The organism is Streptomyces abikoensis (assembly GCF_014648775.1).
Lineage (GTDB): Bacteria > Actinomycetota > Actinomycetes > Streptomycetales > Streptomycetaceae > Streptomyces > Streptomyces abikoensis.
In genome coordinates, this window is sequence record NZ_BMRT01000002.1 from 831,427 (window position 1) to 855,730 (window position 24,304).

Below are 24,304 nucleotides of genomic sequence, written 5' to 3' on the forward strand. Positions count from 1 at the left end.
CAAGGGGCAGGGTTCGGTGGACGGACCACCCGTGAGCGTGACCTTCGCTCCGGGCCGAACGCGCCCCCTGCCATTCGGAAATGCATTCGCCCACTCAGGCGTGGGCCATTATGAAGCCTTTCGAATTCGCTCGTCAGCTCATTCCGCGAATATGACAAGTTCGCGCCGGGAGCGTCCGACGACCGGCTACGCTCCATGTCGCGCAGCGGGCCGACGTGTGTACGGCCCGCCGCGGTCAAGTGCTGTGCTGCCGCCGTCTTTCCCGCCCAAGAAGCGAGGAAAATGCCGCGCTCCGGCACCCACTCCCTTGTCTCAAGAGTTCCGAGGATCTCGATGGTTGGTACAGGCTCGTCGGCTCCCAGGCGGCCCGCCTCCGCGCTCATATGGCTGATCTCCCCACTGGTGCTGGCCGTGTGCGCGGTCACGGCGGTCCTCTCCGTGACCCCGGCGGCGCGCGCGCCGGTGATCTGGTGCGGAGCGGCCGCGACCGTCGCGGTGGGGCTGGCCTCCGCCGAGGCGGCGCGGCGCGGCAGGGTGATCGCGGGGCTGCGCCGGCGCCTGGCCGAGCGGGAGGCGCTCCTCCAGCGCCGGCTGGACCAGCACGACGCCGAGACCTGGCGCTTCGCCCGGGACGTCCTCCCCGAGGCGCTCAAGCTGATGCGTCGCGGCGCCCCCACCGACCAGGTCGTCAGGGTCACCGTCCCGGCCCATGAGCTGGAGCCCGGCTTCTCCGCCGCGCACCGGGCCGTGGTGCGGTCCGTCATCGAGGCGGTGCAGCAGGAGGAGGCGCTGCGTGACGCGGCCCACCGGGCGTTCGTCAACATCGCGCGCCGCATGCAGGCGATCGTGCACCAGCAGGCGTACGACATCCGGGAGATGGAGCACAAGCACGGCAACAACCCCGATGTCTTCGGTGACCTGCTCCACCTCGACCACGGCAACGCCCTGACCGGCCGTCTCGCCGACAGCATCGCGGTTCTGGGCGGCTCGCGCCCCGGCCGTCAGTGGCGCTCCGAGATCCCGCTCTACAACGTGCTGCGCGGTGCGATGTCCCGCATCCTCGAGTACCGCCGCGTGGACCTCCACTCCGTGGCCGACGTCGCCGTGGTGGGTCCCGCCGTCGAGCCGGTCATCCACGCCCTGGCCGAGCTGCTGGACAACGCCACCCGCTACTCGCCGCCGCAGACCCGGGTGCATCTGACCGCCGTCGACATCCAGTCCGGGATCGCGGTCGAGATCGAGGACGCCGGTGTCGGCCTCACCGACGAGGCCCGCCGCCGTACGGACCGGGTGCTGTCCAAGGAGGGCGGCCTCGACCTGGACGACCTGGGCGAGTCCCCGCGGCTGGGGCTGGCGGTGGTCAGCCGGCTGGCCAACACCTATGACTTCATCGTGTCGCTGCGGCCCTCGGCCTACGGCGGCGTCCGCGCGGTGCTGGTCATCCCGCCGAACCTGATCACCGCGAGCAGGTTCCCCGGTGGCGACATCGCCCGCGCGCCCAAGCTTCCGCCCGCCAAGAAGAAGCGGCGCCCGGGCTCCATCCCCCTCCAGCCGTCCGAGACGCCGATGATGGACAGCCCCGTGCCACCGCCGATGGGCGACGGCGGTCTGCCCCAGCGCCGTCGGCGGCGCGGGCCGGCCCCGCTCCCCTTCGGCCGCGGCGCGGCCGCCGAGCGGGCCCGGAACGCGGCCGAGGGGCGCACGCCCGCCCCGTCCGTGCCTGAGGAGCCGCCCGTACAGCCGGGAATGTGGCTGGCCGCGTTCACCAGCGGCATCAACGGCGAGCTGCACGAGCAGAACGGGCGCCCCATCACTGATAACCCGTCAGACAAGGAAGAGTAGCCAAGTGACGCAGCAGCCGCGGTTCAACATGGACTGGATGCTCAAGGACCTGGCCACCAGCGTCCCCCAGACCCGCCACGTGATCGTGCTGTCCTCGGACGGCCTGCGCATGGCCCAGCACGGTACGGACACGGAGGTCGCCGACCGCCTCGCCGCCGCCTGCGCCGGACTGCAGAGCCTCTCGACGGCCATCGCGCAGGAGTTCCCGCACGGGGACGGGGAGATGCGCCTGGTGGTGATCGAGGTCGACGGCGGCTTCTTCTACCTCATGGCCGCCGGGGCCGGGGCGTATCTGGCCGTGCTGGCCGACGACGACGTGGACGCCGGGCTGATGGGCATGAAGATGCGGGATCTGGTGGCCCGCATCGGCTCCCATCTCACCAGCCCGCCCCGGGTCGGCGGGGCGGCCACGTGAACGGTTCCCGACCCGACAACGAGCCCGGTGCGGAGCCACCCGGCAATCCGGACAGGCTGTACATCCTCAGTACGGCGGAGACACGGGCCAGGCCGAGGACCCACCTCGATCTGGTCACCCTCATCGTCTCCCGCGCGGAGCCCGACCCCGGCCTCCAGCCCGAGCACGCCGCCGTCGTGCGGATGTGCGACTTCCCCCTCTCGGTCGCCGAGATATCCGCCTATCTGGAGCTGCCGGTGAGCACCCTCACCCCGATGCTCACCGAGCTGCTCTCCGACGGAAAGGTCGAGGCCCGCCCGCCCGTACCCGCGGCCGCGCTGCCCGACGTCCGAATCCTTGAGGCGGTGATGCATGGACTACAGAAGCTCTGAGAGCTACGCCGGGCCGCGCAGCGAGGACACCCTCCCCGCCACGGCCACCGCGGCCGTCAAGGTCGTCATCGTCGGGGGCTTCGGGGTCGGCAAGACGACCCTGGTGGGCTCGGTCAGCGAGATCCGTCCGCTGACCACCGAGGAGACGATGACGCAGGCCGGTGTCGGCGTGGACGACCTCGCCGGCATCGAGCAGAAGACCGAGACCACGGTGGCCATGGACTTCGGCCGCATCAGCATCAACGACCAGTTGGTGCTGTACCTGTTCGGCACGCCCGGCCAGGAGCGGTTCTGGTTCCTCTGGAACGGCCTCTTCGAGGGCGCCCTCGGCGCGGTCGTACTCCTCGACACCCGCCGGATGGAGGTCAGCTACGACGTGATCGGCCGCCTGGAGGAACGCGGCGTCCCCTTCGTCGTCGGCGTCAACGCCTTCCCCGGAGCCCCCAGATACCCCATGTCGGAACTCCGCGCGGCCATGGACCTGGACGACTCCGTCCCCATGATCGACTGCGACGCCCGCGACCGCGCTTCCTGCCGCGACATCCTGATGGCGCTGATGCGCTACCTCTACACCCTCACGACCGTCTCCCCGGAGCCCCAGTGACCAACCCCCCCGAACACGCCCGCACCGACTCCCTCGCCACCCCACCCCCGGGATGCCCGGCACACATCGGCGCGTCCCACGCGGGCGCGTCCCGGCTCTACGGCCCGGAGGCCGAGTCGGACCCCTACGGGCTGTACGAGCGGCTGCGCGCCAAACACGGTCCGGTCGCGCCGGTGCTGCTCTCCGGCGATCTGCCGGCCTGGCTGGTGCTGGGGTACCGGGAGATCCTGGACGTCACCCGGACGCCGTCGCGGTTCTCGCGTGACGCGCGGCTGTGGACGGAGATGCGCGAAGGCCGGGTGTCCATGGACAACCCGCTCCTTCCCATCGTCACCTGGCAGCCCATGATGTCGTTCGTCGACGGCGAGCAGCACGAACGGTGGCGCGGTGCGGTCAACGACAGCATCGCCCGCTTCGACAAGAGAGGGATCCGCCGCCATGTGACGCAGTGCGCTAACCAGTTGGTGGACCGCTTCTGCGCCGCGGGGAACGCCGACCTCGTCCATCAGTTCGCCGAGCACCTCCCGATGATGGCGATGACCCAGCTTCTGGGGATGCCCGAGGCCTACAGCCCCCAGCTGGTCAACGCCGCCCGTGACATGCTCCGGGGCACCGAGACGGCCATCGCGAGCAATGAGTTCGTGCAGGAGACGCTCCGCAGGCTCGTCGCGCGCAAGCACGCCCAACCCGGTGCCGACTTCACCAGCTGGCTGCTCGAGCACCCGGTGGGCCTGACGGACGAGGAAGTCCAGCAGCATCTGCGGTTGGTGCTGATCGCGGCGTTCGAGACAACGGCGAACCTCATCGCGAACACCCTGAAGATGGTGCTGACGGATGTCAGGTTCCGGGCGTCGCTCGCGGGCGGGCACATGACCCTCCCGGACGCCGTGGAGCAGGTGCTCTGGGACGAGCCGCCGTTCGTGACCGTGCTGGGCCGCTGGGCCACACAGGACACGGAGCTCGCGGGCAAGCAGATCAAGGAAGGCGACGCGCTCGTGCTGGGGCTGGCCTCCGGCAACGTCGACACCGTCGTCCGGCCGAACCTGGACGCCCCGATCCACGGAAACCGGGCGCACCTCGCCTTCAGCGGCGGGGCACACGAGTGCCCCGGTCAGGACGTCGGCCGGGCCATCGCCGGAACCGGAATCGACGCCTTGCTGCTGCGGCTTCCCGACCTCGCCCTGGCCGTCGAGGAGTCGGGCCTGCGCTACCGCTCCTCGCTGCTGTCACGTCACCTCGTCGAACTGCCGGTGAAGTTCACCGCACAGCAGCCGTCGCCGGACGCCGATCTGACGGGTGGGCAGGCACCGACCACGGCGTCGGCCGACGTCGGCCAGGTCGCGAGTGACCTTTCTCAGCCGGGGCAAGCTCAAGGGCCGGCATCCCGCACCTCTTGGTGGGCATCGTTCCGGAACTGGTTGCGCGGTCGGTAGGCAGCACGGCCCGCGGCGCTTTCCAGGCTTCCGCGTGGTGGGCCCCGGCGGCATGCCGGGGCCCACCACGCCTGAGCGGGCACGGCCCGCTCAGGCCTCCCCCAGCATGGCCAGCAAGTCGGTGAGGTGTGCGGCTTCGCCGCCCTGCTCAGTGTCGTAATGATGGGTGTACCGCGGGACCTCGAGATGCCACTGCCGGTTCCCGTTGAAGGTCGCTCGGTGGCTGTGCGCGTAGCGCAGCGCGTCGACGCGCTGCGAGCCCGAGGCGCCCGCGGCATCGAGTTGTACGGGCAACTCGCTTTCGGCCCGCAGGTACCAGCGTACGCATTCCCTGGTCATCTCCCGGGCGCGTTCGATCGCCTCTGGAATGGTGCATTTCTCCTGCGCGCGAAGGACCGTCACGACGTTCTGTGGTCCGTCCAGGGCGAGGTCCTTGTCGACCGACACCAGGTCGTTGACGAGGCCGGCGTAGTCGGACGCCAAGTTGTGCTGCGCTTCGAGTGCCGGTAGATGGCGGATGTCCTCATGGAGGTCGATGTGCAGGGCCACTTCGAGAAGGTCGGCCATCGGAAGCATTTTGATGTCGTGCCGTCGGCGTTCCCGGTATTCAGCCACCGACGGGGTACGGCCGGACAGCCGGTCCATCTGTGACGCGCAGCCGGATTGCCACCCCTGTCGCCAGTGGCTGATGAAGGATCGCTTCCAGCCTTCCGAGCGGCCTTCGGCGGTACGTCGCCACAGGTCGTCCAGGGCCCTGATGACGGGTGTGTCGGTGAAGTGTCCGTGCTCCAGGTATGCCAGCGCCTGTGCCATCGCGGTCCGGCACACCGTGGGGGCCTGGTCGGCCTGGCCGTCGTCCATCACGTCATCGACAAGCGTTCCCCACAGGATCCAGCCCGTCACCACGTCAAACGTTTCAGCATCGGCCGTTGGGTAATACAAGGCGGACAGGTACTCCATGCGGCTGCGGTCCATGTGCACCCGTACGGCCCCAGGGATCAGACCGTAGGAGTCGGCCCACGCGTACATGCGCTGCCGGGCCTCCTCCATACGGGGGTTGACCCCGGTGTCCGAGAGTGGTGCGGGGAGTGCCGGTACGCGCGTCTCGTCCATCCTGCGGATCCTTTCCTTCGGCGACAGATGGGCAGCACAGCGAACTCACCGGCCGGCCGCACGGCACGAGACCGGTGATTCGGGATCCGACGGGCAATGGCGAGCGGCTTCTCACATACCGAATCGGCGCTTCCGCGCCGCGTAGTCGCCCAAGGCCGATTCCAGATGGGTTCGCCGGAAATCGGGCCACAGGGCAGGGCAGAAGTGCAATTCGGCCATGCTGGTCTGCCATGACATGAACCCTGACAGGCGATGCTCGCCGGACGTGCGGATGACCAGGTCCGGGTCGGGCTGCCCTCTCGTGGACAGGGCTTCGGCGATCCGCTCCTCGGTCACTTCGAGAGGGGCGTCGACGTCCAGTCCCATGTGGGCCGCCCGCAGGACGGTGGTGCGGACGGCCTCGACGATGTCGGCTCGTCCGCTGTAGGCGATCGCCAGATTGACCTGTGGCCGTAGGACGTCACCGGTGCTCCCGGCAGCCTCCTTGAGCTCCGTCGCCAGTGATGACGGCAGCATGGCGGGATCGCCCAGGTGACGGATCCGCCAGCGGCGACTGGTGGCGAGCAGGCGGACAAGTCCCCTGATGATGTCCACGAGTTCACGGAGTTCACCGGCGGAACGGCTGAGGTTGTCCGTCGAGAGCAGCCACCAGGTGGTGATCTGGACACCTGCCGCCTCGCACCACTCCAGGGCCCTGCAGATGTTCTCCGCTCCCCGACGGTGCCCCTCTTCCACCGAGATGCCCCGGTTCCGCGCCCAGCGGCGGTTGCCGTCGACGATGAAGGCGATGTGCTTCGGAACCTCTCCACCGTCCATGACGAGGCCGGGAGACCGGAACGGGGACGGGCTGCCCACCCGAACCGGGAGAGGGACCTCGACCGTTGCGCTGCTCGGATTGGTCATGATCGCTCCGCTCGTCGTGTCGGACGCTTGCTGCAACGTTTCCTGTCACGAATCAGGGGCCACGCAAGAACGGGAAGGAGCTGTCGGGCAGACGCGAGCCATGGCGACGCACAAGTCAGCCGAGCGCCATACGTCGTGTGCGCCACCGGTGGCACAGGACTGCGATGGCGACACACAGGATGAAAGGCCCAGCCACTGGCCTATTGTCATCAACCTGTCGGCATGGTCACAAGAGGGGGTATGTGAGGACGCCGACGCCTGAATGGGGTGGTACCCGGTCAGTAGAGTGACGATCCACATGGAGTCATGTTCAACCTACGGCTCTGTGGATCCAGAGCACAGCTGCCGTCGCAGCCGATCTGGATCCGTCCTTGTCCCCAGGACCGAATGCGCATCGAACACGCGCTGTTCCCCGGGCGGGCACCGCTGAGAGGTGTACCCTCCGCCGGACGGCGAACACCGGGACACCGCGGCCGATACGTCCGGAGCGGTGTGCTCCAGCACGGACGGCAGACGTGGAAGAGGAGGTACCGCATGGTGGCGGAACCGCACGAGCCCCTGCTCACCTCACCCTGGACCCGGGCCTTCGCGGCCGTCACCGCCGGCGCCATCCCCGCTCTCGCCTTTCCCGCGCCCTCCCTGTGGTGGCTGGCCTGGGTCGCGCTCGTGCCGTGGATGCTACTCGTCCGCTCGGCGCTCACGGCTCGGCGGGCGGCGCTCGAAGGGTGGCTGGGCGGGGCCGGGTTCCTGCTGGCCGTGCACCATTGGCTGCTGCCGAGCCTGCACGTGTTCATCCTGGTGCTGGCCGCGCTGCTGGGGTCCCTGTGGGCGCCCTGGGGGCTGCTCGTGCGGCGGTTGCTGGGGGGCGCGCCGGGGCCCGGGCGCGTGGCGGCGGCCCTCCTCGTCGTGCCCGCCGGGTGGATCGGTGTCGAACTGGTGCGGTCCTGGGAGTACTTGGGCGGGCCCTGGGGGCTGCTCGGGGCCAGTCAGTGGCAGGTCGCACCGGCGCTGCGGGTGGCTTCCGTGGGGGGCGTCTGGCTGGTGGGGTTCCTGGTCGTGGGCGTCAACACCGCTCTCACCGCGCTCGTTTCGGCGCCCCGCGCTCGTGTGGTGGCCGTCGTGGGGGTGCTCACCTGCGCGGGCGTGGTCGCCGGGGTGTGGGGGTGGGCGCCGGTGCCCGAGCTCGCGGGGACGGTGCGGGTCGCGGTCGTTCAGCCCGGCGTCGTCGACGGGGTGGGGAGCGTACAGCGGCGCTTCGATCGGGAGGAGGAGCTCACCCGCGAGCTCGCCGGGCGGCGGGTGGATCTCGTGGTGTGGGGAGAGAGCAGTGTGGGGCAGGATCTGGGAAACCGGCCCGATCTGCGCGACCGGCTGGCCGCGCTCTCCCGGTCCGTCGGCGCGGACCTGCTGGTCAATGTGGACGCGCGGCGGTCGGACCGGCCGGGGATCTTCAAGAGTTCGGTACTGGTGGGGCCGGACGGGCCCACCGGGGACCGCTACGACAAGATGCGGCTGGTGCCGTTCGGCGAGTACATTCCGGCCCGCTCGCTGCTCGGCTGGGCGACGTCCGTGGGCAAGGCGGCCGGGGAGGACCGGCGGCGCGGCAGCGCGCAGGTGGTGATGCGGCTGCCGGACACCCGGGGCCGGGGCCTGCTCGTCGGGCCGCTGGTGTGCTTCGAGTCGGCGTTCCCGGACATGAGCCGGCAGCTGGCCGGGGACGGGGCCCAGTTGCTCGTCGCGCAGTCGGCCACGTCCACGTTCCAGCACAGCTGGGCGCCCGCCCAGCACGCCTCGCTCGCGGCGCTGCGTGCCGCCGAGACCTGGCGGCCCATGGTGCACGCGACGCTGACAGGCGTGAGCACGGTGGCGGATCCGCGGGGGCGGATCGTCGGCGAGCGGCTGGGTACGGACCGGAGCGCCGCGGCCGTCTACGACGTGCCCCTGGCGCGCGGCACCAGCCCGTACGTCCGGACCGGCGACTGGGCCGTCTACGGCTCGTTGACGGTCCTGGCTCTCTACGGGGTCGTGGAGTTGCTCGTCTGGCTCGTCGGGAAGGCCGCCCGCGCGTCGCGGTGACGGTCCTCACCGGGCGGTCGCCAGTCGGCCACGCCGTCGAGGCCGCGCAGGGCGACGCGGGGGCCCAGGCGGTTGACGGTGGTGAGGGCCGCGGTGCGCAGGGCGCAGGCGAGGGGTGAGGAGAGGCGGGTCAGACGGGCGACACGCGCCGAGCGGCGGACGACGGCCGTGGTGCGCGGCAGGCGCTGCCGGGTGTATTCGGCGAGGGCGTCGCCGGGGGCGGCGGTGGCCAGGGCGTGGGCGAGGACGACGGCGTCCTCGATGGCCTGGCAGCCGCCCTGGCCGAGGTTGGGGGCCATGGCGTGGGCGGCGTCGCCGAGGAGGGCGACCCGGCCGCGGTGGAAGGCGGGCAGGGGGCGGGCCGTGGTGTGGACGTCGTTGCGCAGGATCGCGGCGGGGTCGGCGGCGTCGAGGATGTCGGGCACGGGGTGGTGCCAGTCCCCGAAGAGGCGGCGGAGCTGGTCGAGTTCGCCGCCTGGCGAGACGGCCCGGGCGGGGGCCACGGCCTGGGCGTAGGCGTAGACGCGGCCGTCGCGCAGGGGGACGGTGCCCCACACCCGGCCGGGTCCCCAGGTCTCGTGGGCCGGGAAGGGCGTGGTGGGGCGGGGGACGACCAGGCGCCAGACGGTGGCCCCGGTGTAGCGGGGGGCGGGGTGGCCGGGGAAGAGGACGGCGCGGACGGCGGAGTGGATGCCGTCGGCTCCGACGACGAGCTCCGCCTCCAGGTCGCCGTCGGGGGTGGTGACGCGGGCGGGCCGGTCGGGGGCGCCGGGGTCGGTGAGGGTGGCGGGGCTGCCGGTGCGTACGACGCCCTCGGGGAGGCGGGTGGCGAGCAGGCCGACGACGTCGGCGCGGTGGGCGACGACGACCGGGCCGCCGAAGCGCCGGGCCGCGGCCTCGTTGCTGGTGCGGGAGAGCCAGCGGCCGTCGGGCAGCCGCAGGCCGCCGTCGGCCTGCCAGCCGGAGAGGGCGCGTACGGCGTCGCCGGCGCCGAAGGTGTCGAGGGCGCGCTGGGCGTTGGGGGCCAAGGCGATGCCCGCGCCGACGGGTTCGAGGGCGGCGGCGCGTTCGAGGACGGTGACGTGCCAGCCGTGGTGGTGCAGGGCGCAGGCCGCGGTGAGGCCGCCAATGCCGCCGCCGATGACGACGGCGCGGGGCTGTGCCATGGGTTCCTCCCGAGAGCGGAACTACAGGTGTAGTGACAGCCAAATTACTACGCCTGTAGTGGCAGCGGTAGGTTGGGGGCGTGCGCCCCGAGAAGACCGCCCCCGCCCGTCCCCGCGCCCAGCTGATCGCCGACACCGCGCTCGCCCTGCTCGCCGAGCGCGGCATGCGGGGCCTGACCCACCGCGCCGTGGACGAGGCCGCCGGGCTGCCGCCCGGCTCGACGTCGAACCACGCCCGCACCCGTGCCGCGCTGCTGGAGGCGGCCGTACGGCGGCTGGCCGAGCGCGAGGAGGCGATGCTGACGCCCCGCGAGATGCCGGACCCGGCGGGGGCGGACGGGCTCGACGCGCTGGCCGACGCCCTCGCGCTCGCGCTCCACCGCTCGCTGACCGGGCAGCGCGAACTCGTCCTCGCCCGCTACGAGCTGGCGCTGGAGGCGGCGCGCCGGCCTGAGCTGAGGGAGGTCTACGACGTGACGGGCCGGGACCGCTTCCGCGCTCCGGTGATCGCGCTGATGACGGCCGCGGGCTCCCCCGAACCGGAGCGGCACGCGATGTCGCTCATCGCGTGGTGCGACGGGCTGATGTTCTCGTGCGTGGCGGGGAGTTACCACGCCGAGGTGCCCGGCCGTACGGAACTGCGGCGGGGGTTCAGGGAGCTGCTGCGGGGAGCGCTGGGACGATAACCCCTGGCCGGGGATCGAGCCGCGCCGCGATGATGTCCCCATGACGATCAATGAACGCACCATGCCCTCGACCACCGCGGGCGAACGCGAAATGCTGGAAGGCTGGCTGGACTTCCAGCGGGCCACGCTGGCCGCCAAGTGTGCCGGCCTGGACGACGAGCAGCTGCGGACGGCGTCCGCGCCGCCGTCCATCATGTCCCTCATGGGGCTCGTGCGGCACATGGCGGAGGTGGAGCGCCACTGGTTCCGCCGGGTGCTGTCCGGGGAGGACGCGCCGCCGATCTACTACGACGACAGCGACCGCGACAAGGACTTCAAGGTCACGGAGAAGGACACCGGCGAGGAGGCCCTCGCCACCTGGCAGGCCGAGATCGCCAAGGCCCGGGAGCTCGCCGCCGAACGGTCGCTGGATCACACCGGCACCGGCGTCAGGTGGCGTGAGGGCGAGCCCTTCAGCCTCCGCTGGATCTTCACCCACATGATCGAGGAGTACGCGCGGCACAACGGCCACGCCGACCTCATCCGCGAGCGCGTCGACGGCGCGACCGGGTTCTGAGCGGAGCGCGGCCGGGCCCGTGAACCCATGTCACCCCTGCGGGGAATTCCCCATGTCCCTTCGCGGGCAGCAGGGTTGGCCGAATGCATCGAGTGCCCTCAGCCGCCGTCCTGGTGGCGGTGGCCATGTCGGCCGCGGTCGGCTGTGTCTCCGTCTCCCCCCGGCCCCTCGCGCCCGGCGGGCCCGGCGGGCCCCGGGCCGTCCACCAGGGCCCGGCCCGTGAGTCGCTGACCGTCACGGGCCCGGGCGCCTCCCGGCCCCCTTCGCCGGACGGGACCCCGACGCAAGGGGCGAGTGGGGCGAACGGGGCTCCCGAGGCGAACGGGGCCCCGGGCCGGACGGCCGACCCCTTCCGGATCGGCCCGTACGACCCGAAAGGCCCGGCGGATCCCAAGGACCCGGCCGATCCGACCATGCCCTGGGACCCTCCGGCGCCCTCACGGGCGGCCGGGGACGACCAGGGGGCGCGCCGCTCCCCGGACGCGCCGTCGCTCGTCGCTCCCCCGCCGCCCGCCACCGATCCCGGCGGCGCCCGGCAGGCCCCCTCCCCGGAGCACCGCGCCGAGCGGCAGGAGCCCGCCCCGGCGCCGCCCGAGCCCCAGCGCCAGGCCCCCCGGCCTGCTCCCGAACCGGAGGAGCGCCACGCGGCCCCGCCCCCGGCCCCCGCACCGGCCCCGGCGTCGCGGGGCCAGCAGGGCAAGGGCCTGTGCGCCCTCGGCGACACCTATGGGAAGTGGGAGAAGGGCGGCGACGCGTCGCGGATCTGCCACCAGGTGTACGGGCGTTGAGCCCCGGCCGGGAGCCGTCGGCCGTCGGGCCACCGGTCCCCCGGCCCGTCAGTCCGTCAGCCCGTCAGACGGCGATGCTCGGGATCCGCCAGTCGATCGGCTCGTGGCCCTGGGCCGCGACCGCCTCGTTGATCTGGGTGAAGGGGCGGCTGCCGAAGAACTTCTTCGCCGACAGCGGCGAGGGGTGGGCGCCCTTGACGACGACGTGCCGCTCCTCGTCGATCAGGGGCAGCTTCTTCTGCGCGTAGTTGCCCCAGAGCACGAAGACGGCCGGGTCGGGGCGGGAGGCGACGGCGCGGATGACCGCGTCGGTGAACTTCTCCCAGCCCTTGCCCTTGTGGGAGTTGGGCTCGCCGCCCCGGACGGTCAGCACGGCGTTGAGCAGCAGGACGCCCTGCTCGGCCCACGGCAGGAGGTAGCCGTTGTCCGGGACGTCGTAGCCGAGCTCCTCGCGCATCTCCTTGTAGATGTTGCGCAGCGACGGCGGCGTCCGGACGCCCGGCCGCACCGAGAAGGACAGGCCGTGGCCCTGGCCCGGGCCATGGTACGGGTCCTGGCCGAGGATGAGGACCTTCACCCGCTCGTACGGGGTGGCCTCCAGGGCGGCGAAGACCTCTCCGCGCGGCGGGTACACCGGGGCCTTCACCCGCTCCTCCTCCACGAACTCGGTCAGCTCCTTGAAGTAGGGCTTCTCCAGCTCTTCGCCGAGGACACCGTGCCAGGACTCGGGCAGCACGTCGGTGACGGTCACGTCGACAACCTCCGGGGTTCGTTCCGTTCTCGCCGGAGAACTTACCGCCGACCACTGACAACGCCCGCCCCGGAGTCCCCGACCTCCGGCTCCGGAGACCCGACGCCGGGCCCGGAAGGCCCCGGGCCCGGCGTCGTCCGCGTGCTCAGACCCCGGCGTTGAGGAAGAGGCCCCCGTCCACGACGAGCGTCTGGCCCGTGATCCAGCCCGCGGCGTCCGACAGCAGGAAGACGGCCGCGCCGCCGATGTCCTCCGGTACGCCCAGCCGGCCGAGGGGGTAGGAGGCGACGGCCTCCTCCTCGCGCCCTTCGTAGAGGGCCGCGGCGAACTTGGTCTTCACCACGGCCGGGGCGATCGCGTTGACGCGTACGCCGGGGGCGAATTCGTGCGCGAGTTGCAGGGTGAGGTTGACCATGGCGGCCTTGCTCATGCCGTACGCGCCGACGAAGGGGGAGGCCGCGACCCCGGCGACGGAGGCGATGTTGACGATCGCGCCGCCGTTGTCCTTCTGCCAGGCGTGCCACGTCCGCTGGGCGAAGCCGAGCGCGGAGACGACATTGGTCTCGAAGACCTTGCGGGCCACGGCGAGGTCGAGGTCGGCGATGGGACCGAAGACGGGGTTGGTGCCCGCGTTGTTGACGAGGTAGTCCACGCGGCCGAAGGCTTCCATGGCGCGCTCGACGGCCTGGGCCTGGTGGGCCTCGTCGTGGGCCTTGCCCGGGACGCCGACGGCCCGGTCGGGGCCGAGGGACTCGACGGCCTGCTTGAGGGCGTCCTCGTTGCGGCCGGTGATGACGACGCGGTCGCCACGGGCCACCAGGGCCCGGGCGATGCCGTAACCGATGCCGCGGCTGGCACCCGTGACGAGGGCGACCTTGCCGGAGGGTTCGCTTCCCTGAGCGGGCGTGACGGATGCGCTGGGCGTGGTGGAAGCGTCGGGCGTGGCGGGCATGCTGTCCGTTCTCCTCGGTTCTCTCCTGGGCGGCCGATGAGCACGTACGTGCCGTCCGCTCGCGGGGCCCCCGGCCTGCGTGGGGGGTGGGGTGGGGTGCCGGGCCGTGCGGGCCGGGTCAGTCGAGCGGGCCGCCGGCCACGTACAGCACCTGGCCGGAGACGAAGCCGGCCTGGTCCCCGGTGAAGAAGGCGATCGCGTTGGCGATGTCCTCGGGCTCGCCGACGCGCTGCACGGGGATCTGCGTGGCCGCCGCTGCCTGGAGGTCCTCGAAGCTCATGCCGACGCGGGCGGCCGTGGCCGCCGTCATGTCGGTGGCGATGAAGCCGGGGGCGACGGCGTTGGCGGTGACGCCGAACTTGCCGAGCTCCTTGGCGAGGGTCTTGGTGAAGCCCTGGAGGCCGGCCTTGGCGGCCGCGTAGTTGGCCTGGCCGCGGTTGCCGAGGGCCGAGCTGCTGGAGAGGTTGACGATCCGGCCGAAGCCCGCGTCCACCATGTGCTTCTGGCAGGCGCGCGCCATCAGGAACGCGCCCCGCAGGTGGACGTTCATGACGGTGTCCCAGTCGTCCTCGCTCATCTTGAACAGCAGGTTGTCCCGGAGGACGCCCGCGTTGTTGACGAGGACGACCGGCGCGCCCAGCTCGGCGGCGACGCGGGCCACCGCGGCGTCCACCTGGGCGGCGTCGGAGACGTCACAGCCCACGGCGAGCGCCCTGCCGCCCGCCGCCGTGATCTTCTCGACGGTGTCCGCGCAGGCCGCCTCGTCGAGGTCGAGGACGGCGACCGCGCGTCCCTCGGCGGCCAGGCGCACCGCGGTGGCGGCGCCGATGCCACGGGCCGCGCCCGTGACGAGGGCCACGCGCTGCTCGGTGGTGGACATGCGGGTTCTCCTCACCTCGAAGGCGGCCCGCCCCGGCGGCGCGCTCCGACCAGGGGAGCGGCGGCGGGGTGAGCAACCGCTCAGTAGCTTGGTCGATCAGACGCTAGAAGTCCCGCCACGCGCTGTCAACGCCCCACCACCCGCCCTCTCCTGCGTCCCCGCCGTCGCCCGGGCGCTATCGCACCAGCAGATCGAGCAGGCGTTCCGACTCGCGCTCCGCGTCGGCCGTCAGCCCGGTGTGCACCGGGCCCGGCTGCACCACCGTGCTGCGCGGCGCGATCAGCCAGCGGAACCGCCGCCCGGCGTCGTCGCAGGCCGCCTGCCCGGCGCGCTCGCCTCCGGCGCAGACCCCCTCGACGGCGTGCAGCGCGGCCCGTACGCCGGCCACGTCCGCCGCCGGGTCGAGGGCCAGCAGCCGGTTCTCGTCGAGGTGGACGCGGGCGGTCACATACGACTGCGCCTGGCAGTAGACGACCACTCCGGCGTTGATCTGTTCCCCGCGCTCGATCCGGGGCACGACGCGCAGCAGCGCGTACTCGAAGACGTCGCGCTTCGCGCCGTCGCGGCCCTTGTGGTCCTGGGGGTGGGAGACACGGTGCGGCTGCTGCGCCCCGTGACCGTTCTCGCGGCCCGTCACTTCGCGGCGCCCTTTCCGTTCAGCCTGACTCGTACCCATTCCGGCGCCTGCGACGGTTTCTCCGCGGTGCGTTCGCCCATGGTGATCCTCTCGCCGATGGTCGCCGCGCGTTCGAGCAGCACCTCGACGTACGCCCGGCGCAGGGCGTCCGGGCTGTCGAAGCCGGGCTCGTCGGCGAGCCACTCGTCGGGGACGTCGGCGGCCGCCTCGGTGAGCAGCTCCTCGGTGACCCGGGGCGCCAGTTCGGCCGCCGCCCCGGCGATGTCCGGGGAGAAGGTGGCGAGGACGTGGTCCGAGGCGTCGTACGGCTTGCCGGCGGCGGTCGCGGCGCCGGGCCAGTTGTGGTGCCAGATCATGGTGGCGCCGTGGTCGATCAGCCAGAGGCAGCCGTGCCACACGAGCAGGTTGGGGTTGCGCCAGGAGCGGTCGACGTTGTTGATGAGCGCGTCGAACCAGATCACGCGGCCGGCCTCGGCGGCGTCGGTCTCGAAGGCGAGCGGGTCGAAGCCGAGCGCCCCGGGCAGGAAGTCCATGCCGAGGTTGAGCCCGCCGCTGGCCTTGAGCAGCGCCTGGACCTCCTGGTCCGGCTCGGCGCGGCCGATGACCGGGTCCAGCTGGATGCGGGCCAGCTCCGGGACGCGCAGGCCGAGGCGGCGGCCGAGCTGTCCGCAGATGACCTCCGCGACGAGCGTCTTGCGGCCCTGGCCGGCGCCGGTGAATTTCATGACGTAGGTGCCCAGATCGTCTGCCTCGACGATGCCGGGGAGCGAGCCGCCCTCACGCAAGGGCGTGACATAGCGGGTGGCCGTGACTTCGGGGAGCATCGCCCCAGATTAATCGCCCGGCGGCGGCCGGTTGAACGCCGGGCGCGGCGCGGCCGTATGTGTCCTCGCATCACTCAAACCACTCGATCCAGCTGATGCGAAGCGACAGCAAAGGAACGATCATGACGCATTCGTCACCCGAGCCATCCGTGCCGGCCGCGCCATCCGCCCCAGCCGGTCCGGTCCGTCCAGCCGGTCCGGTCGGTCCGGTCCGTCCGGTCGGGACCACCCGCCGTACCGTCGTCGCCGCGACCGGAGCCGCCGGTCTCGCCGCCGTCCTCGCCGCGTGCGGCGGCTCCGACGACACGGGCTCCGGCTCCGGTTCCGGCTATGCGGGCGCCGCGCCGGACACGTCGGACGCGTCGAAGGCGACGCCGGGGCAGGCGGCCGGCGACAAGGGCACGCCCGGGCCGGACGCCACGTCCGGGGCGGGCGCGGGTGCGGCCCTGGCCCGGACCTCGGAGATCCCCGAGGGTGGCGGCAAGGTCTTCCCGGACCGGAAGGTCGTGGTCACCCAGCCGACGAAGGGGCAGTTCAAGGCGTTCTCGGCGGTCTGCACCCATCAGGGATGCGTGGTGAAGGACGTCGCGAACGGAACCATCAACTGCCCCTGCCACGGCAGCAGGTTCGCGGTGACCGACGGAGCCGTAAGGGGTGGCCCGGCGCAGAAGCCGCTGCCCGAGGAGCGGATCTCGGTGAACGGGGGCTCCATCACGCTGGGCTGAGCCCCTCGGGGCCGGGCGTCCGCCGGGGCCGTCCGCGCCGGCGCCAGCCGCGCAGGACGGCCTCGGTCGTGGTCACGGTGGCTACCAGCGCGAGGGTGTGGCGCACCATCGCCGCCGTGTAGTCGGCGGGGACCCCGGCGATGGCGTCGGAGGGGACGAGGGCCGTGTAGCCGAGGTTGACGGCGTCGAAGACGGCGTTGGGGATGCCGACGTTGGCCGACACGCCGGTGACGATCAGGGTGCGGCAACCGAGGTTGCGCAGCAGGGCGTCCAGGCCCGTACCGGCCAGCGGCGAGAGCCCGTGCAGCCGGCGGACGACCAGGTCCCCGTCGCCGACGGGTACGGGCTCGGCCACCCGGACGGCGTGGGTGCCGGTCAGCTGTTGTACGGGCAGTCGTTCGGCGACGCGGAAGAGGTGGGCGTTGCGGCTGGCGCCGCGGCCGTCCGGGCGGCGTTCGGCGATGGCGTGCACGACCTGTACGCCCGCCTCGTGCGCCCCGGCGACGAGCCGGGCGACGTTGACGAGTGCCCCGGAGGCACGGGCGACGGCCGCGAGTTCCGGGAGCGCGCTGTCGGGGCCGACGACCCCGCGCTGGCACTCGACGGTCAGCAGCACGGTGCTCGCCGGGTCGGTCTCCTCGGCGAACGGGTCCTGAGTGGCCATGGATCTCCCCCGCAACGGTTCGTACCAGCGCCCCGCCCGGGGCGCGCGTGAGGCTAGTGGGCATTGCGGCGCCGGGGAAGGGGCATCATTCTTCTGACGGAGAGTCAGATGCGGTCGGGTCGGGAAGGCGGGTGCGCGGGATGACCGTCACACAGCGGCGGGGCCGTCGGGCCATGATGACGCGGGACGAGCTGGACGCCTTCCTCGCCGGGCGGCGCACCTGCCGGGTGGCGACGGCCGGGCGGGACGGGCGGCCGCACGTCGGCCCGCTGTGGTTCGTCTGGGACGGACGGGCGCTGTGGCTGTACTCCCTGGTCCGCAGCCGGCGCTGGGCCGATCTGCGGCACGACCCCCGGGTGGCGGTGGTGGTCGACGACGGCGAGGAGTACGAGGAGCTGCGCGGCGCGGAGCTGTCCGGCACGGTGACCGTGGTGGGCGAGACCCCGCGCCGGGGCGCGGCGTGCCCGGAGCTCGTGGTGCCCGAGCGGCTGTTCGCGGAGAAGTACTTCGGCCTGGCGGCGATGCCCCACGACAGCCGGCACGGCTGGCTCCGGCTGACGCCGGAAGCCGTCGTCTCCTGGGACTTCCGCAAACTGCGGAGCCGATGACACGGAGCGGACGTCGACGACCCGACGCGGACAGCGATGACCCCGCGCGGACGGGGATACGCGACGCGCACGAGGATGACCCGACGCCGACGGGATCGCTCCCGTCACTCCCCTATGCCGCCGGCCGCCTCCCGCAGCGCGTCGGCCACCGCCCGGATCGAGGGCCTGCGGTCCGCGTCCGCGCGCCAGATGGCGAAGACGTGGCGGCACATCGTGTGCCGTACGGGCACCGCGCGCACCCCCTCCGGCAGGGGGCCGCGGCCGAGCCGGGGGGCGACCGCGATGCCCAGGCCCGCGGCGACGAGGGCGAGCTGGGTGGCGTGCTCCTCGGCCATGTGCGAGATGCGGGGCTCGATGCCCTGGCCGCGCAGCGTGGACATCAGCCAGTCGTGGCAGAACTCGCCCTTGGGCCAGGCGATCCACTCGTCCTCCGCGAAGTCCGCGAAGTCCGTGAGGGAGACGTCCGTGCGGTCGGCGAGCGGGTGCCCGGCGGGGACGGCGATGTCGACGGGGTCGTCCAGGACCGGGGTCCTGACCAGCTCGTCCGGGACCGGCAGCGGCTTGTTGTACCAGTCGAGGACCACGGCGAGGTCGATGTCGCCGCGCACCGTCCCCTCGACGGCCTCCTCCTGCTCCATCTCCACCAGCCGCGCGCGCAACTGCGGGTGTTGTGCGCGCAGGGCCATGAGCGCGGCCGGGAACAGGCCACGGGCGGCCGTGGGGAAGGCGCCGAGCCGCAGTTCGCCGACGGCGTGGCCGCGCTGGGCCTCCAGGTCGGACTGGGCCAGCTCCACCTGGGAGAGGATGCGCCCGGCGTGCTCGGCGAGCAGCCGCCCGGCGTCGGTGAGGCGCACCCCGCGGCCGCTCTTGACCAGCAGCCGCTGACCGGCCTCGCGCTCCAGCTTGGACAGCTGCTGCGAGACGGCCGAGGTCGTCACGTGCAGCCCCTCCGCCGCGCCGCTGACGGAGCCGTGGCGGGCGACGGCGTGGAGGGTGCGCAGGCGCTCCAGGTTCAACATATAAGCGATGCTACGCGATGTCTCATAGAATTATTTGCTTGTTCTAATGACTCATGGCCCTGCATGGTAGTCGTCATGAGCACCGTCGCGACGCCGAAACATCCCTCCGCCTCCACACCCGCCGCCCCCTCCGCCACCGTCACGACGGTCACTCATCCCGGGCGCCGGGGCCTCGACTGGCGGATCAAATTCGCCGTGCTCTCGGTCGTCTGGGGATTCAGCTTCCTCTTCATCAAGCTCGGCACCGACGGCTTCGCTCCTCCCTATGTCTCCTTCGGCCGGATGTTCTTCGGCGCGGCCGTGCTCATGGCGGCGCTGGTGATCAAGCGGCAGCGGCTGCCGCGCTCCCCGCGCACCTGGGCCCATCTGTTCGTCGCGGCCTTCCTCTGCAACGCCTTCCCGTTCACGCTCTTCGCCTACTCCGAGCTGACGATCCCCACCACCCTCGCCGGGGTCTGTAACGCCACGACCCCGCTGTGGGGCATGGTGCTCTCGCTCGTGGCGCTCTCCGAGGACCGGCCGACGCGCCGCCGCTTCGCGGGGCTCGGCCTCGGCTTCATCGGGGTGCTCGTGGTGCTCGGGGCCTGGCAGGGCTTCTCGGGGCAGGACCCGAAGGGCACCGCCATGGCCCTGGTCGCCTCGATGAGCTACGCCCTGGGCTGGATCTACGTCCGGCGCACGCTGTCGGGCACCGGCGACGGGCATCTGGCGCTCTCCGGCGGCCAGCTGCTCGTCGGCGCGGTCCAGCTCGGTGTCGCCGCGCCGCTGCTCAGCCCGCTGCCGTCCGCCCTGCCCGTCGTGTCGCTGCTCGCGATCTTCGCGCTGGGCGCGCTCGGCACGGGGCTCGCCTTCCTCCTCCAGTACGGGCTGGTCGCCGAGGTCGGGCCGACGACCGCGACCATGACGACGTACCTCATCCCGGTCGTGGCGACCGCGGCGGGCGTCACCCTGCTCGGCGAGGACCTCACCTGGAACACCCCGGTCGGCGCGCTGATCGTGCTGGCCGGAGCGGCCCTCACCCAGAGCAAGGGCCGCTCGGGCAAGGGGCGTTCCTTCCGGGCCGACCGGACCGTGGCGGCGGGGGACGCCACGCGGGGGAACGGGGCCGCTCAGTCGTAGCGCCCCGCCGGCACCGGGCCGGTCGCGGACGCCAGCGCGTCCGCGACCGGCCCTATCTCGTGCATCCCCAGCGCGGACACGGTCAGCCGCACACCGGGCGGCGACGCGAGCCGGAACCGCGCCCCCGGCGCCACCGCCCAGCCCGCCTGGAGCAGCCGGGCCACGGCCCCCGTCTCGTCCGGCACGGGCAGCCACACGTTCATCCCGCTGCGCCCGTGCGCCTCGACGCCCCGCTCCCGCAGCGCCGCGACGAGCGCCTCCCGCCGCCGCCCGTACGAGGCGGCGACCCGCGCCGCGTCCACGGCGCCGCTGCGCCACAGATGCACCACCGCGTCCTGCAGGACATGGCTCACCCAGCCGGGCCCCAGCCGCTGCCGGCCGCGCACCCGGTCGACGGTGACGGCGTCGCCGGTGAGCACGGCGAGGCGCAGATCCGGCCCGTACGCCTTGGCGACGGAACGCACCAGCGCCCAGTGGTCGGTGACCCCGGCGAGGGGGCACAGGGGCAGATCGACGATGCCGTGGCCGTGATCGTCCTCGATGAGCAGCACTTCGGGGTGGCGGGCGAGCACGGCCCGCAGCTCTTTGGCGCGCGCCTCGCCGATCGCGGCGCCCGTCGGATTCTGCGCGCGATCGGTGACGACCATGGCCCGGGCGCCCCGGCGCAGCGCCCGGTCGGCCTCGTCGGGCAGCGGGCCGTCGTCGTCGACCGCGACGGGCACGGCGCGCAGGCCGAGCGCGGGGATGAGATCGAGCAGGCTTCCCCACCCCGGATCCTCGACGGCGACCGTGTCGCCCGGCCGCAGATGCGCGCTCAGTACCCGCTCGATGGCGTCGAGCGAGCCCGAGGTGACGGCCACGGGGCCCTCCGGGACGCCCTCGTCCGTGAAGGCGGCGCGGGCCATCCGCTCCAGGTCGGTGTCGACGGCCGGATCGCCGTAGAGCACGGGCCTGCGGCGGGCGCGCTCGGCGGCCGCGGCGAGGGCCTCGCCGAGCGGGGGCAGCAGCGCCGGGTCGGGGTTGCCGCCTGCGGCGTCCCGCACGCCTTCCGGCGCCTCCACCCGGATGAGCTCGCGGGGCGTGCTGGCCGGACGCTCGCGCACCCGGCTGCCGCGCCGGCCCGCCGTCTCGATCACTCCGCGGTCGCGCAGCGTGCGGTAGGCGGCCGCGACGGTATTGGGATTGACCCCCAGCTCCACCGCCAACTCCCGCATCGGCGGCAGCAGTTCGCCGGGGGCGAGCCTGCCCGCGCCCACCGCTCGTTCCACGCTCGCGGAGATGTCCGCTGCGCGACGGCCTTCGATCCGATACTCTCCTAGCACAAAACCAACTATGCACTAGTGCAATGGAGAACGCAATGCCTTCTTCCACGGCCGCCACCCCGACTCCCACGACCGCCGCGCCGATCCCCGGAGCCGGGCAGTACGAGCGCGGGCAGTACGAGCGGACCGAGCGCACGACCCCCACCCGCTACCGCGACCGCGCGTCCTACGACCGCGACCTGGTGCACGCGATACTCGACGCGGGCTACGTCTGCCATCTCGGCTTCGTCCGCGACGGCGCCCCCGTCGTCCTGCCCACCCTCTACGGACGCGTCGGCGACCGCCTCTACGTGCACGGCTCCACCGGGTCCCGGCCCCTGCGCTCGGCGGGCGAGGCGCAGGAGCCCGGCATGCCCGTCTGCGTGACGGTGACGCATGTCGACGGGCTCGTCCTGGCCCGTTCCGCCTTCCACCACTCGCTCAACTACCGCTCCGTCGTGGTGCACGGCACGGCCCGGCGGGTCACCGACCCCGCCGAGCTGCGCGAAGCCCTCGACGCCCTGGTGGACCAGGTCGTGCCCGGCCGGGCGGCGGACTCCCGGCCCGCGTCGGCCAAGGAGCTCGCCGCCACGGCCGTGCTGCGCGTCGACCTCACCGAGGTGTCGGCGAAGGTCCGCCACGCCGGCCCGGGTGACGACGAGGAGGACCTGGGCCTCCCCCACTGGAGCGGGGTCGTCCCCGTGACGACGGCCTACGGCACTCCCGTCCCGGCGGACGACCTCGCCCCCGGCATCCCCGTGCCGGACTACCTCACCGGTCGCTGACGGGCCGCGACCGCGCTGCCCCGGACCGCCGCCCGTCCCCCTCGGCACCGGCCGCCGCCGCGTCCGCGTCCCCGCCGCTGCTCTTCTTCGTCGGCCCCGGCCGCCGCCCGCCGCCACCGGCCTCCGCGAGGGCGAGCGCCGCGACCGCGCCCAGCAGCACGCACGTGCCGAGCGCGGTCGCGGCGGTCAGGCGCTCCCCGAGCAGGGTCACGGCGATCGCCGCCGCCGTGACCGGCTCCAGCAGGGTGATCACCGAGGCCGTCGTGGCCCGGACGGCCACGAGGCCCGCGAAGAACAGCCCGTAGGCCAGCGCCGTCGGCACCGTCACCAGATACCCCAACAGCCACAGCGTGCGCCCCAGTTCCTGGGCCCGGGGCCACAGGCCCTCGGCCGCCGCGAGCGGCAGGAGGCAGACCGCGCCCACGGCGAAGGAGGTGAGCGTCGTGGTGAACGGGTCCGTGGCCCGGCCCTCACGGCCGAGGCGCCGGGTGTACAGGGTGAGCAGCGCGTAGCCCCCTGCCGACACCAGCCCCCAGGCCACTCCGGCGGGCCGCACCGTGCCCGCGCCGTCACGGCCGAGCACCAGCACCACCAGGCCGGTCAGCGCCCCGGCCACCGCGACCCGGCCTCCCGCGCCGAGCCGCTCGCCCATGAAGAACCTGCCCGCCAGCGCCACCAGGACGGGCGCGGCGCCCTGGGTGACGACCGTGCCGACGGCCAGTCCCGTCCCGTCGACCGCCGCGAAGTAGGCGGCCTGGAAGACGGCGAGCCCGCCGCCGGTGATCAGGAGGCGGGTCGCCCGGCGCCGCCCCGTCTCGGGCGCGCGCAGAGGACGGACGGGCCGGGGCCGCACGGCCCGTACGGCCAGCAACAGGACGAGGCCGCCGACCGTGCGCCAGAAGGTGAGGGCGACGGGGCCCAGGCCGCTGCTGGCGGAGGCGAGCGCGGCGGTGGCGCCCGCCGTGCCCCAGGCGACACCCGCGACGACGACGCAGGCCAGCCCCTGGCCGACGGAGAGCCCGGGACCGGCGTGCGAGGGCACGCCGTCGGACGGCCCACCCGGAGCGGGGCAGGCCGGAAGAGAGGAGTTGCGCATGACTGTTCTGTTCTCCCGCGGAAGACATCGGTGATCGATCGCTCCGTCTGCGGGCAGCGGCGATCGGCCCGTGGCCCGTCCGGGCCCGGGTCCTCCGGGAAGCGGCCGCCCGCGCTAGGCGGCGGGAGGCGGAAGAACAGCGGTCGTCGGCATGATCGGCACCCTAGGCGGGCGGATGGCCGCGGGGCAACTCCCTTTGGCGGGGCCCTCGACCGGCGGAGTCCTCGACCGGGCGGAGTCCTCAGCAGAGGCCTGCGCCGGAATCCCTTGACCGAAGCCTTCGGCGGAAAGGATTCAGAGGGCTTCTGCGGAAGGGGTTCAGAGGGTTCTGCGGAAAGGATTCAGCCGCACTCGCAGCGGGCGGCCGCGTCCAGTCGGGCGCCCAGCGCCACCGGGTCCACGCCCGCCCGGCGCAGCACCTCGACCGCCCGGCAGCGGGAGTCGCGCACCAGCGCGGCGAGCAGATCGGTTCCCTCCACCTGGGCGGCACCCCGTGCGCGGGCCCGGTCGCGGGCCTGCCGCATGGCCCCGGCGGCCGCGGGCGACCAGCCGGGCACGGGGCTCCCGGCGAGCGAGGGGAGGGCGCCGGAATCCTCGATCGTGCCGCTCCAGCGCAACCCGTAGCCGATGGTGCGCTGGACGAGGTAGCCCAGCAGCCGGGCGACCTGGGCCGGGCCGCCCTCGAAGGCCCGGCGGGCGGCCGGGTCGGCCTCCAGCAGGGTGTGGAGGAGGTGGGCGGTGTCGGCCTGCCGGTCGCCGTCGCGCGCGGCCCGCCGACGGGCGCCCACGACCGCCGTGGCCAGTTCCGCGCTGAGCGGGTCCTCGCCCGGGGCCCCGGCCCGTCCGGTGTCAGGTGTACGGCTTCGCACCCTTCCCACCCCATCAGTCCCGAGTGATGAGAACATCCCCGGAAGGTTGCATTCGCGTGTCCGACGCGAGTTGGGCACGGCCCTCCGGGGCGTCATCCTTCAGGAGGAAGGCGGCCGGATC

The 24,304-nt window shown here is 73.1% G+C and carries 26 protein-coding genes; 13 read left to right on the forward strand and 13 right to left on the reverse strand.

Annotated features, from left to right (window positions below):
* Nucleotides 1-333 precede the first annotated feature (333 nt).
* From IE096_RS10100 to IE096_RS10120, 5 genes are read left to right on the forward strand one after another with little or no spacing between them, the layout of a single operon-like run.
* Nucleotides 334-1,842 (forward strand): ATP-binding protein, encoded by a 1,509-nt coding sequence (locus IE096_RS10100; protein WP_189450780.1) that lies wholly within the window; start codon nucleotides 334-336, stop codon nucleotides 1,840-1,842.
* Nucleotides 1,843-1,870: 28 nt separating this feature from the next.
* The gene (locus IE096_RS10105; RefSeq protein ID WP_126917876.1) at nucleotides 1,871-2,257 is read left to right on the forward strand and encodes a roadblock/LC7 domain-containing protein; all 387 of its coding nucleotides are present in this window, start codon (nucleotides 1,871-1,873) and stop codon (nucleotides 2,255-2,257) included.
* Nucleotides 2,254-2,628, forward strand: a complete 375-nt coding sequence (locus IE096_RS10110; RefSeq protein WP_189450782.1) for a DUF742 domain-containing protein — start codon at nucleotides 2,254-2,256, stop codon at nucleotides 2,626-2,628. The genes IE096_RS10105 and IE096_RS10110 overlap by 4 nt, the downstream gene beginning before the upstream one ends.
* Nucleotides 2,609-3,232: a GTP-binding protein gene (locus IE096_RS10115; RefSeq protein ID WP_189450784.1), complete on the forward strand. Its 624-nt coding sequence runs from the start codon at nucleotides 2,609-2,611 to the stop codon at nucleotides 3,230-3,232. The genes IE096_RS10110 and IE096_RS10115 overlap by 20 nt, the downstream gene beginning before the upstream one ends.
* Nucleotides 3,229-4,665 carry a cytochrome P450 gene (locus tag IE096_RS10120; RefSeq protein WP_189450786.1) on the forward strand — a complete coding sequence of 479 codons (1,437 nt, stop codon included), beginning with the start codon at nucleotides 3,229-3,231 and terminating at the stop codon, nucleotides 4,663-4,665. Before IE096_RS10115 ends, IE096_RS10120 begins: the two co-directional genes overlap by 4 nt.
* A gap of 90 nt (nucleotides 4,666-4,755) precedes the next feature.
* Here the strand turns inward: IE096_RS10120 and IE096_RS10125 are convergent, their stop codons facing one another.
* Nucleotides 4,756-5,778 (reverse strand): terpene synthase family protein, encoded by a 1,023-nt coding sequence (locus tag IE096_RS10125; RefSeq protein ID WP_189450788.1) that lies wholly within the window; start codon nucleotides 5,776-5,778, stop codon nucleotides 4,756-4,758.
* Between the two features lie 111 nt (nucleotides 5,779-5,889).
* Complete coding sequence (gene uppS, locus IE096_RS10130; protein WP_229820086.1) at nucleotides 5,890-6,681, reverse strand: polyprenyl diphosphate synthase; 792 nt, start codon at nucleotides 6,679-6,681, stop codon at nucleotides 5,890-5,892.
* A 534-nt stretch (nucleotides 6,682-7,215) separates the two neighbouring features.
* Between uppS and lnt the strand changes: the two genes are divergently transcribed.
* Nucleotides 7,216-8,757: an apolipoprotein N-acyltransferase gene (gene lnt, locus IE096_RS10135; RefSeq protein ID WP_189450790.1), complete on the forward strand. Its 1,542-nt coding sequence runs from the start codon at nucleotides 7,216-7,218 to the stop codon at nucleotides 8,755-8,757.
* Here lnt and IE096_RS10140 read toward each other — a convergent pair.
* Nucleotides 8,697-9,923 (reverse strand): FAD-dependent monooxygenase, encoded by a 1,227-nt coding sequence (locus IE096_RS10140; RefSeq protein WP_189450791.1) that lies wholly within the window; start codon nucleotides 9,921-9,923, stop codon nucleotides 8,697-8,699. The genes lnt and IE096_RS10140 overlap by 61 nt on opposite strands.
* Before the next feature lie 80 nt (nucleotides 9,924-10,003).
* Between IE096_RS10140 and IE096_RS10145 the strand changes: the two genes are divergently transcribed.
* The 3 genes from IE096_RS10145 (at nucleotide 10,004) to IE096_RS10155 (ending at nucleotide 11,953) form a co-directional block, all read left to right on the forward strand.
* Nucleotides 10,004-10,609: a TetR/AcrR family transcriptional regulator gene (locus IE096_RS10145; protein ID WP_229820087.1), complete on the forward strand. Its 606-nt coding sequence runs from the start codon at nucleotides 10,004-10,006 to the stop codon at nucleotides 10,607-10,609.
* Between the two features lie 40 nt (nucleotides 10,610-10,649).
* Nucleotides 10,650-11,165, forward strand: a complete 516-nt coding sequence (locus IE096_RS10150) for a DinB family protein (RefSeq protein ID WP_189450793.1) — start codon at nucleotides 10,650-10,652, stop codon at nucleotides 11,163-11,165.
* Nucleotides 11,166-11,248: 83 nt separating this feature from the next.
* A complete protein-coding gene (locus tag IE096_RS10155) occupies nucleotides 11,249-11,953 on the forward strand; it encodes a hypothetical protein (protein WP_189450796.1) in 705 nt (234 codons plus the stop codon).
* Between the two features lie 64 nt (nucleotides 11,954-12,017).
* Here the strand turns inward: IE096_RS10155 and IE096_RS10160 are convergent, their stop codons facing one another.
* From IE096_RS10160 to IE096_RS10180, 5 genes are all read right to left on the reverse strand, one after another.
* Nucleotides 12,018-12,704, reverse strand: a complete 687-nt coding sequence (locus IE096_RS10160) for a uracil-DNA glycosylase (protein WP_189450798.1) — start codon at nucleotides 12,702-12,704, stop codon at nucleotides 12,018-12,020.
* Between the two features lie 145 nt (nucleotides 12,705-12,849).
* On the reverse strand, nucleotides 12,850-13,656 hold the full coding sequence (locus tag IE096_RS10165) for an SDR family oxidoreductase (RefSeq protein ID WP_189450800.1): 807 nt from the start codon (nucleotides 13,654-13,656) through the stop codon (nucleotides 12,850-12,852).
* Nucleotides 13,657-13,774: 118 nt separating this feature from the next.
* On the reverse strand, nucleotides 13,775-14,536 hold the full coding sequence (gene fabG / locus IE096_RS10170) for a 3-oxoacyl-ACP reductase FabG (protein WP_189450802.1): 762 nt from the start codon (nucleotides 14,534-14,536) through the stop codon (nucleotides 13,775-13,777).
* A gap of 175 nt (nucleotides 14,537-14,711) precedes the next feature.
* Nucleotides 14,712-15,173 (reverse strand): DUF3037 domain-containing protein, encoded by a 462-nt coding sequence (locus IE096_RS10175; RefSeq protein ID WP_373298062.1) that lies wholly within the window; start codon nucleotides 15,171-15,173, stop codon nucleotides 14,712-14,714.
* On the reverse strand, nucleotides 15,170-15,997 hold the full coding sequence (locus tag IE096_RS10180) for a HipA family kinase (RefSeq protein WP_189450804.1): 828 nt from the start codon (nucleotides 15,995-15,997) through the stop codon (nucleotides 15,170-15,172). The genes IE096_RS10175 and IE096_RS10180 overlap by 4 nt, the downstream gene beginning before the upstream one ends.
* A gap of 122 nt (nucleotides 15,998-16,119) precedes the next feature.
* Between IE096_RS10180 and IE096_RS10185 the strand changes: the two genes are divergently transcribed.
* Nucleotides 16,120-16,722: a Rieske (2Fe-2S) protein gene (locus IE096_RS10185; RefSeq protein ID WP_189450806.1), complete on the forward strand. Its 603-nt coding sequence runs from the start codon at nucleotides 16,120-16,122 to the stop codon at nucleotides 16,720-16,722.
* Here IE096_RS10185 and IE096_RS10190 read toward each other — a convergent pair.
* The gene (locus tag IE096_RS10190) at nucleotides 16,709-17,386 is read right to left on the reverse strand and encodes a cysteine hydrolase family protein (RefSeq protein ID WP_189450808.1); all 678 of its coding nucleotides are present in this window, start codon (nucleotides 17,384-17,386) and stop codon (nucleotides 16,709-16,711) included. The two genes, IE096_RS10185 and IE096_RS10190, sit on opposite strands and share 14 nt — an antisense overlap.
* 140 nt (nucleotides 17,387-17,526) lie before the next feature.
* On the opposite strand from IE096_RS10190, the gene IE096_RS10195 reads away from it, so the two are divergent.
* Nucleotides 17,527-17,994: a pyridoxamine 5'-phosphate oxidase family protein gene (locus tag IE096_RS10195; RefSeq protein ID WP_189450810.1), complete on the forward strand. Its 468-nt coding sequence runs from the start codon at nucleotides 17,527-17,529 to the stop codon at nucleotides 17,992-17,994.
* A gap of 104 nt (nucleotides 17,995-18,098) precedes the next feature.
* Here the strand turns inward: IE096_RS10195 and IE096_RS10200 are convergent, their stop codons facing one another.
* A complete protein-coding gene (locus IE096_RS10200; RefSeq protein WP_189450812.1) occupies nucleotides 18,099-19,013 on the reverse strand; it encodes a LysR family transcriptional regulator in 915 nt (304 codons plus the stop codon).
* A 75-nt stretch (nucleotides 19,014-19,088) separates the two neighbouring features.
* On the opposite strand from IE096_RS10200, the gene IE096_RS10205 reads away from it, so the two are divergent.
* On the forward strand, nucleotides 19,089-20,132 hold the full coding sequence (locus IE096_RS10205; protein ID WP_189450814.1) for a DMT family transporter: 1,044 nt from the start codon (nucleotides 19,089-19,091) through the stop codon (nucleotides 20,130-20,132).
* On the opposite strand, the gene IE096_RS10210 is transcribed toward IE096_RS10205, so the two are convergent.
* The gene (locus IE096_RS10210) at nucleotides 20,123-21,454 is read right to left on the reverse strand and encodes an aminotransferase class I/II-fold pyridoxal phosphate-dependent enzyme (protein WP_189450816.1); all 1,332 of its coding nucleotides are present in this window, start codon (nucleotides 21,452-21,454) and stop codon (nucleotides 20,123-20,125) included. The genes IE096_RS10205 and IE096_RS10210 overlap by 10 nt on opposite strands.
* Before the next feature lie 35 nt (nucleotides 21,455-21,489).
* Between IE096_RS10210 and IE096_RS10215 the strand changes: the two genes are divergently transcribed.
* On the forward strand, nucleotides 21,490-22,218 hold the full coding sequence (locus IE096_RS10215) for a pyridoxamine 5'-phosphate oxidase family protein (RefSeq protein ID WP_189450818.1): 729 nt from the start codon (nucleotides 21,490-21,492) through the stop codon (nucleotides 22,216-22,218).
* Here IE096_RS10215 and IE096_RS10220 read toward each other — a convergent pair.
* Nucleotides 22,205-23,314, reverse strand: coding sequence for a DMT family transporter (locus IE096_RS10220; RefSeq protein ID WP_189450820.1), 1,110 nt, complete (start codon nucleotides 23,312-23,314; stop codon nucleotides 22,205-22,207). The genes IE096_RS10215 and IE096_RS10220 overlap by 14 nt on opposite strands.
* A 341-nt stretch (nucleotides 23,315-23,655) precedes the next feature.
* Nucleotides 23,656-24,183: a Clp protease N-terminal domain-containing protein gene (locus IE096_RS10225; RefSeq protein ID WP_229820088.1), complete on the reverse strand. Its 528-nt coding sequence runs from the start codon at nucleotides 24,181-24,183 to the stop codon at nucleotides 23,656-23,658.
* Nucleotides 24,184-24,304 lie beyond the last annotated feature (121 nt).

Bases quoted from the DNA above. Each gene is read 5' to 3' on its own strand.
- IE096_RS10100 (WP_189450780.1), top strand. From the start codon at position 334: ATGGTTGGTACAGGCTCGTCGGCTCCCAGGCGGCCCGCCTCCGCGCTC.
- IE096_RS10105 (WP_126917876.1), top strand. From the start codon at position 1,871: ATGGACTGGATGCTCAAGGACCTGGCCACCAGCGTCCCCCAGACCCGC.
- IE096_RS10115 (WP_189450784.1), top strand. From the start codon at position 2,609: ATGGACTACAGAAGCTCTGAGAGCTACGCCGGGCCGCGCAGCGAGGAC.
- IE096_RS10125 (WP_189450788.1), bottom strand. From the start codon at position 5,778: ATGGACGAGACGCGCGTACCGGCACTCCCCGCACCACTCTCGGACACC.
- uppS (WP_229820086.1), bottom strand. From the start codon at position 6,681: ATGACCAATCCGAGCAGCGCAACGGTCGAGGTCCCTCTCCCGGTTCGG.
- lnt (WP_189450790.1), top strand. From the start codon at position 7,216: ATGGTGGCGGAACCGCACGAGCCCCTGCTCACCTCACCCTGGACCCGG.
- IE096_RS10140 (WP_189450791.1), bottom strand. From the start codon at position 9,923: ATGGCACAGCCCCGCGCCGTCGTCATCGGCGGCGGCATTGGCGGCCTC.
- IE096_RS10150 (WP_189450793.1), top strand. From the start codon at position 10,650: ATGACGATCAATGAACGCACCATGCCCTCGACCACCGCGGGCGAACGC.
- IE096_RS10155 (WP_189450796.1), top strand. From the start codon at position 11,249: ATGCATCGAGTGCCCTCAGCCGCCGTCCTGGTGGCGGTGGCCATGTCG.
- IE096_RS10165 (WP_189450800.1), bottom strand. From the start codon at position 13,656: ATGCCCGCCACGCCCGACGCTTCCACCACGCCCAGCGCATCCGTCACG.
- fabG (WP_189450802.1), bottom strand. From the start codon at position 14,536: ATGTCCACCACCGAGCAGCGCGTGGCCCTCGTCACGGGCGCGGCCCGT.
- IE096_RS10180 (WP_189450804.1), bottom strand. From the start codon at position 15,997: ATGCTCCCCGAAGTCACGGCCACCCGCTATGTCACGCCCTTGCGTGAG.
- IE096_RS10185 (WP_189450806.1), top strand. From the start codon at position 16,120: ATGACGCATTCGTCACCCGAGCCATCCGTGCCGGCCGCGCCATCCGCC.
- IE096_RS10190 (WP_189450808.1), bottom strand. From the start codon at position 17,386: ATGGCCACTCAGGACCCGTTCGCCGAGGAGACCGACCCGGCGAGCACC.
- IE096_RS10195 (WP_189450810.1), top strand. From the start codon at position 17,527: ATGACCGTCACACAGCGGCGGGGCCGTCGGGCCATGATGACGCGGGAC.
- IE096_RS10200 (WP_189450812.1), bottom strand. From the start codon at position 19,013: ATGTTGAACCTGGAGCGCCTGCGCACCCTCCACGCCGTCGCCCGCCAC.
- IE096_RS10205 (WP_189450814.1), top strand. From the start codon at position 19,089: ATGAGCACCGTCGCGACGCCGAAACATCCCTCCGCCTCCACACCCGCC.
- IE096_RS10215 (WP_189450818.1), top strand. From the start codon at position 21,490: ATGCCTTCTTCCACGGCCGCCACCCCGACTCCCACGACCGCCGCGCCG.
- IE096_RS10220 (WP_189450820.1), bottom strand. From the start codon at position 23,314: ATGCGCAACTCCTCTCTTCCGGCCTGCCCCGCTCCGGGTGGGCCGTCC.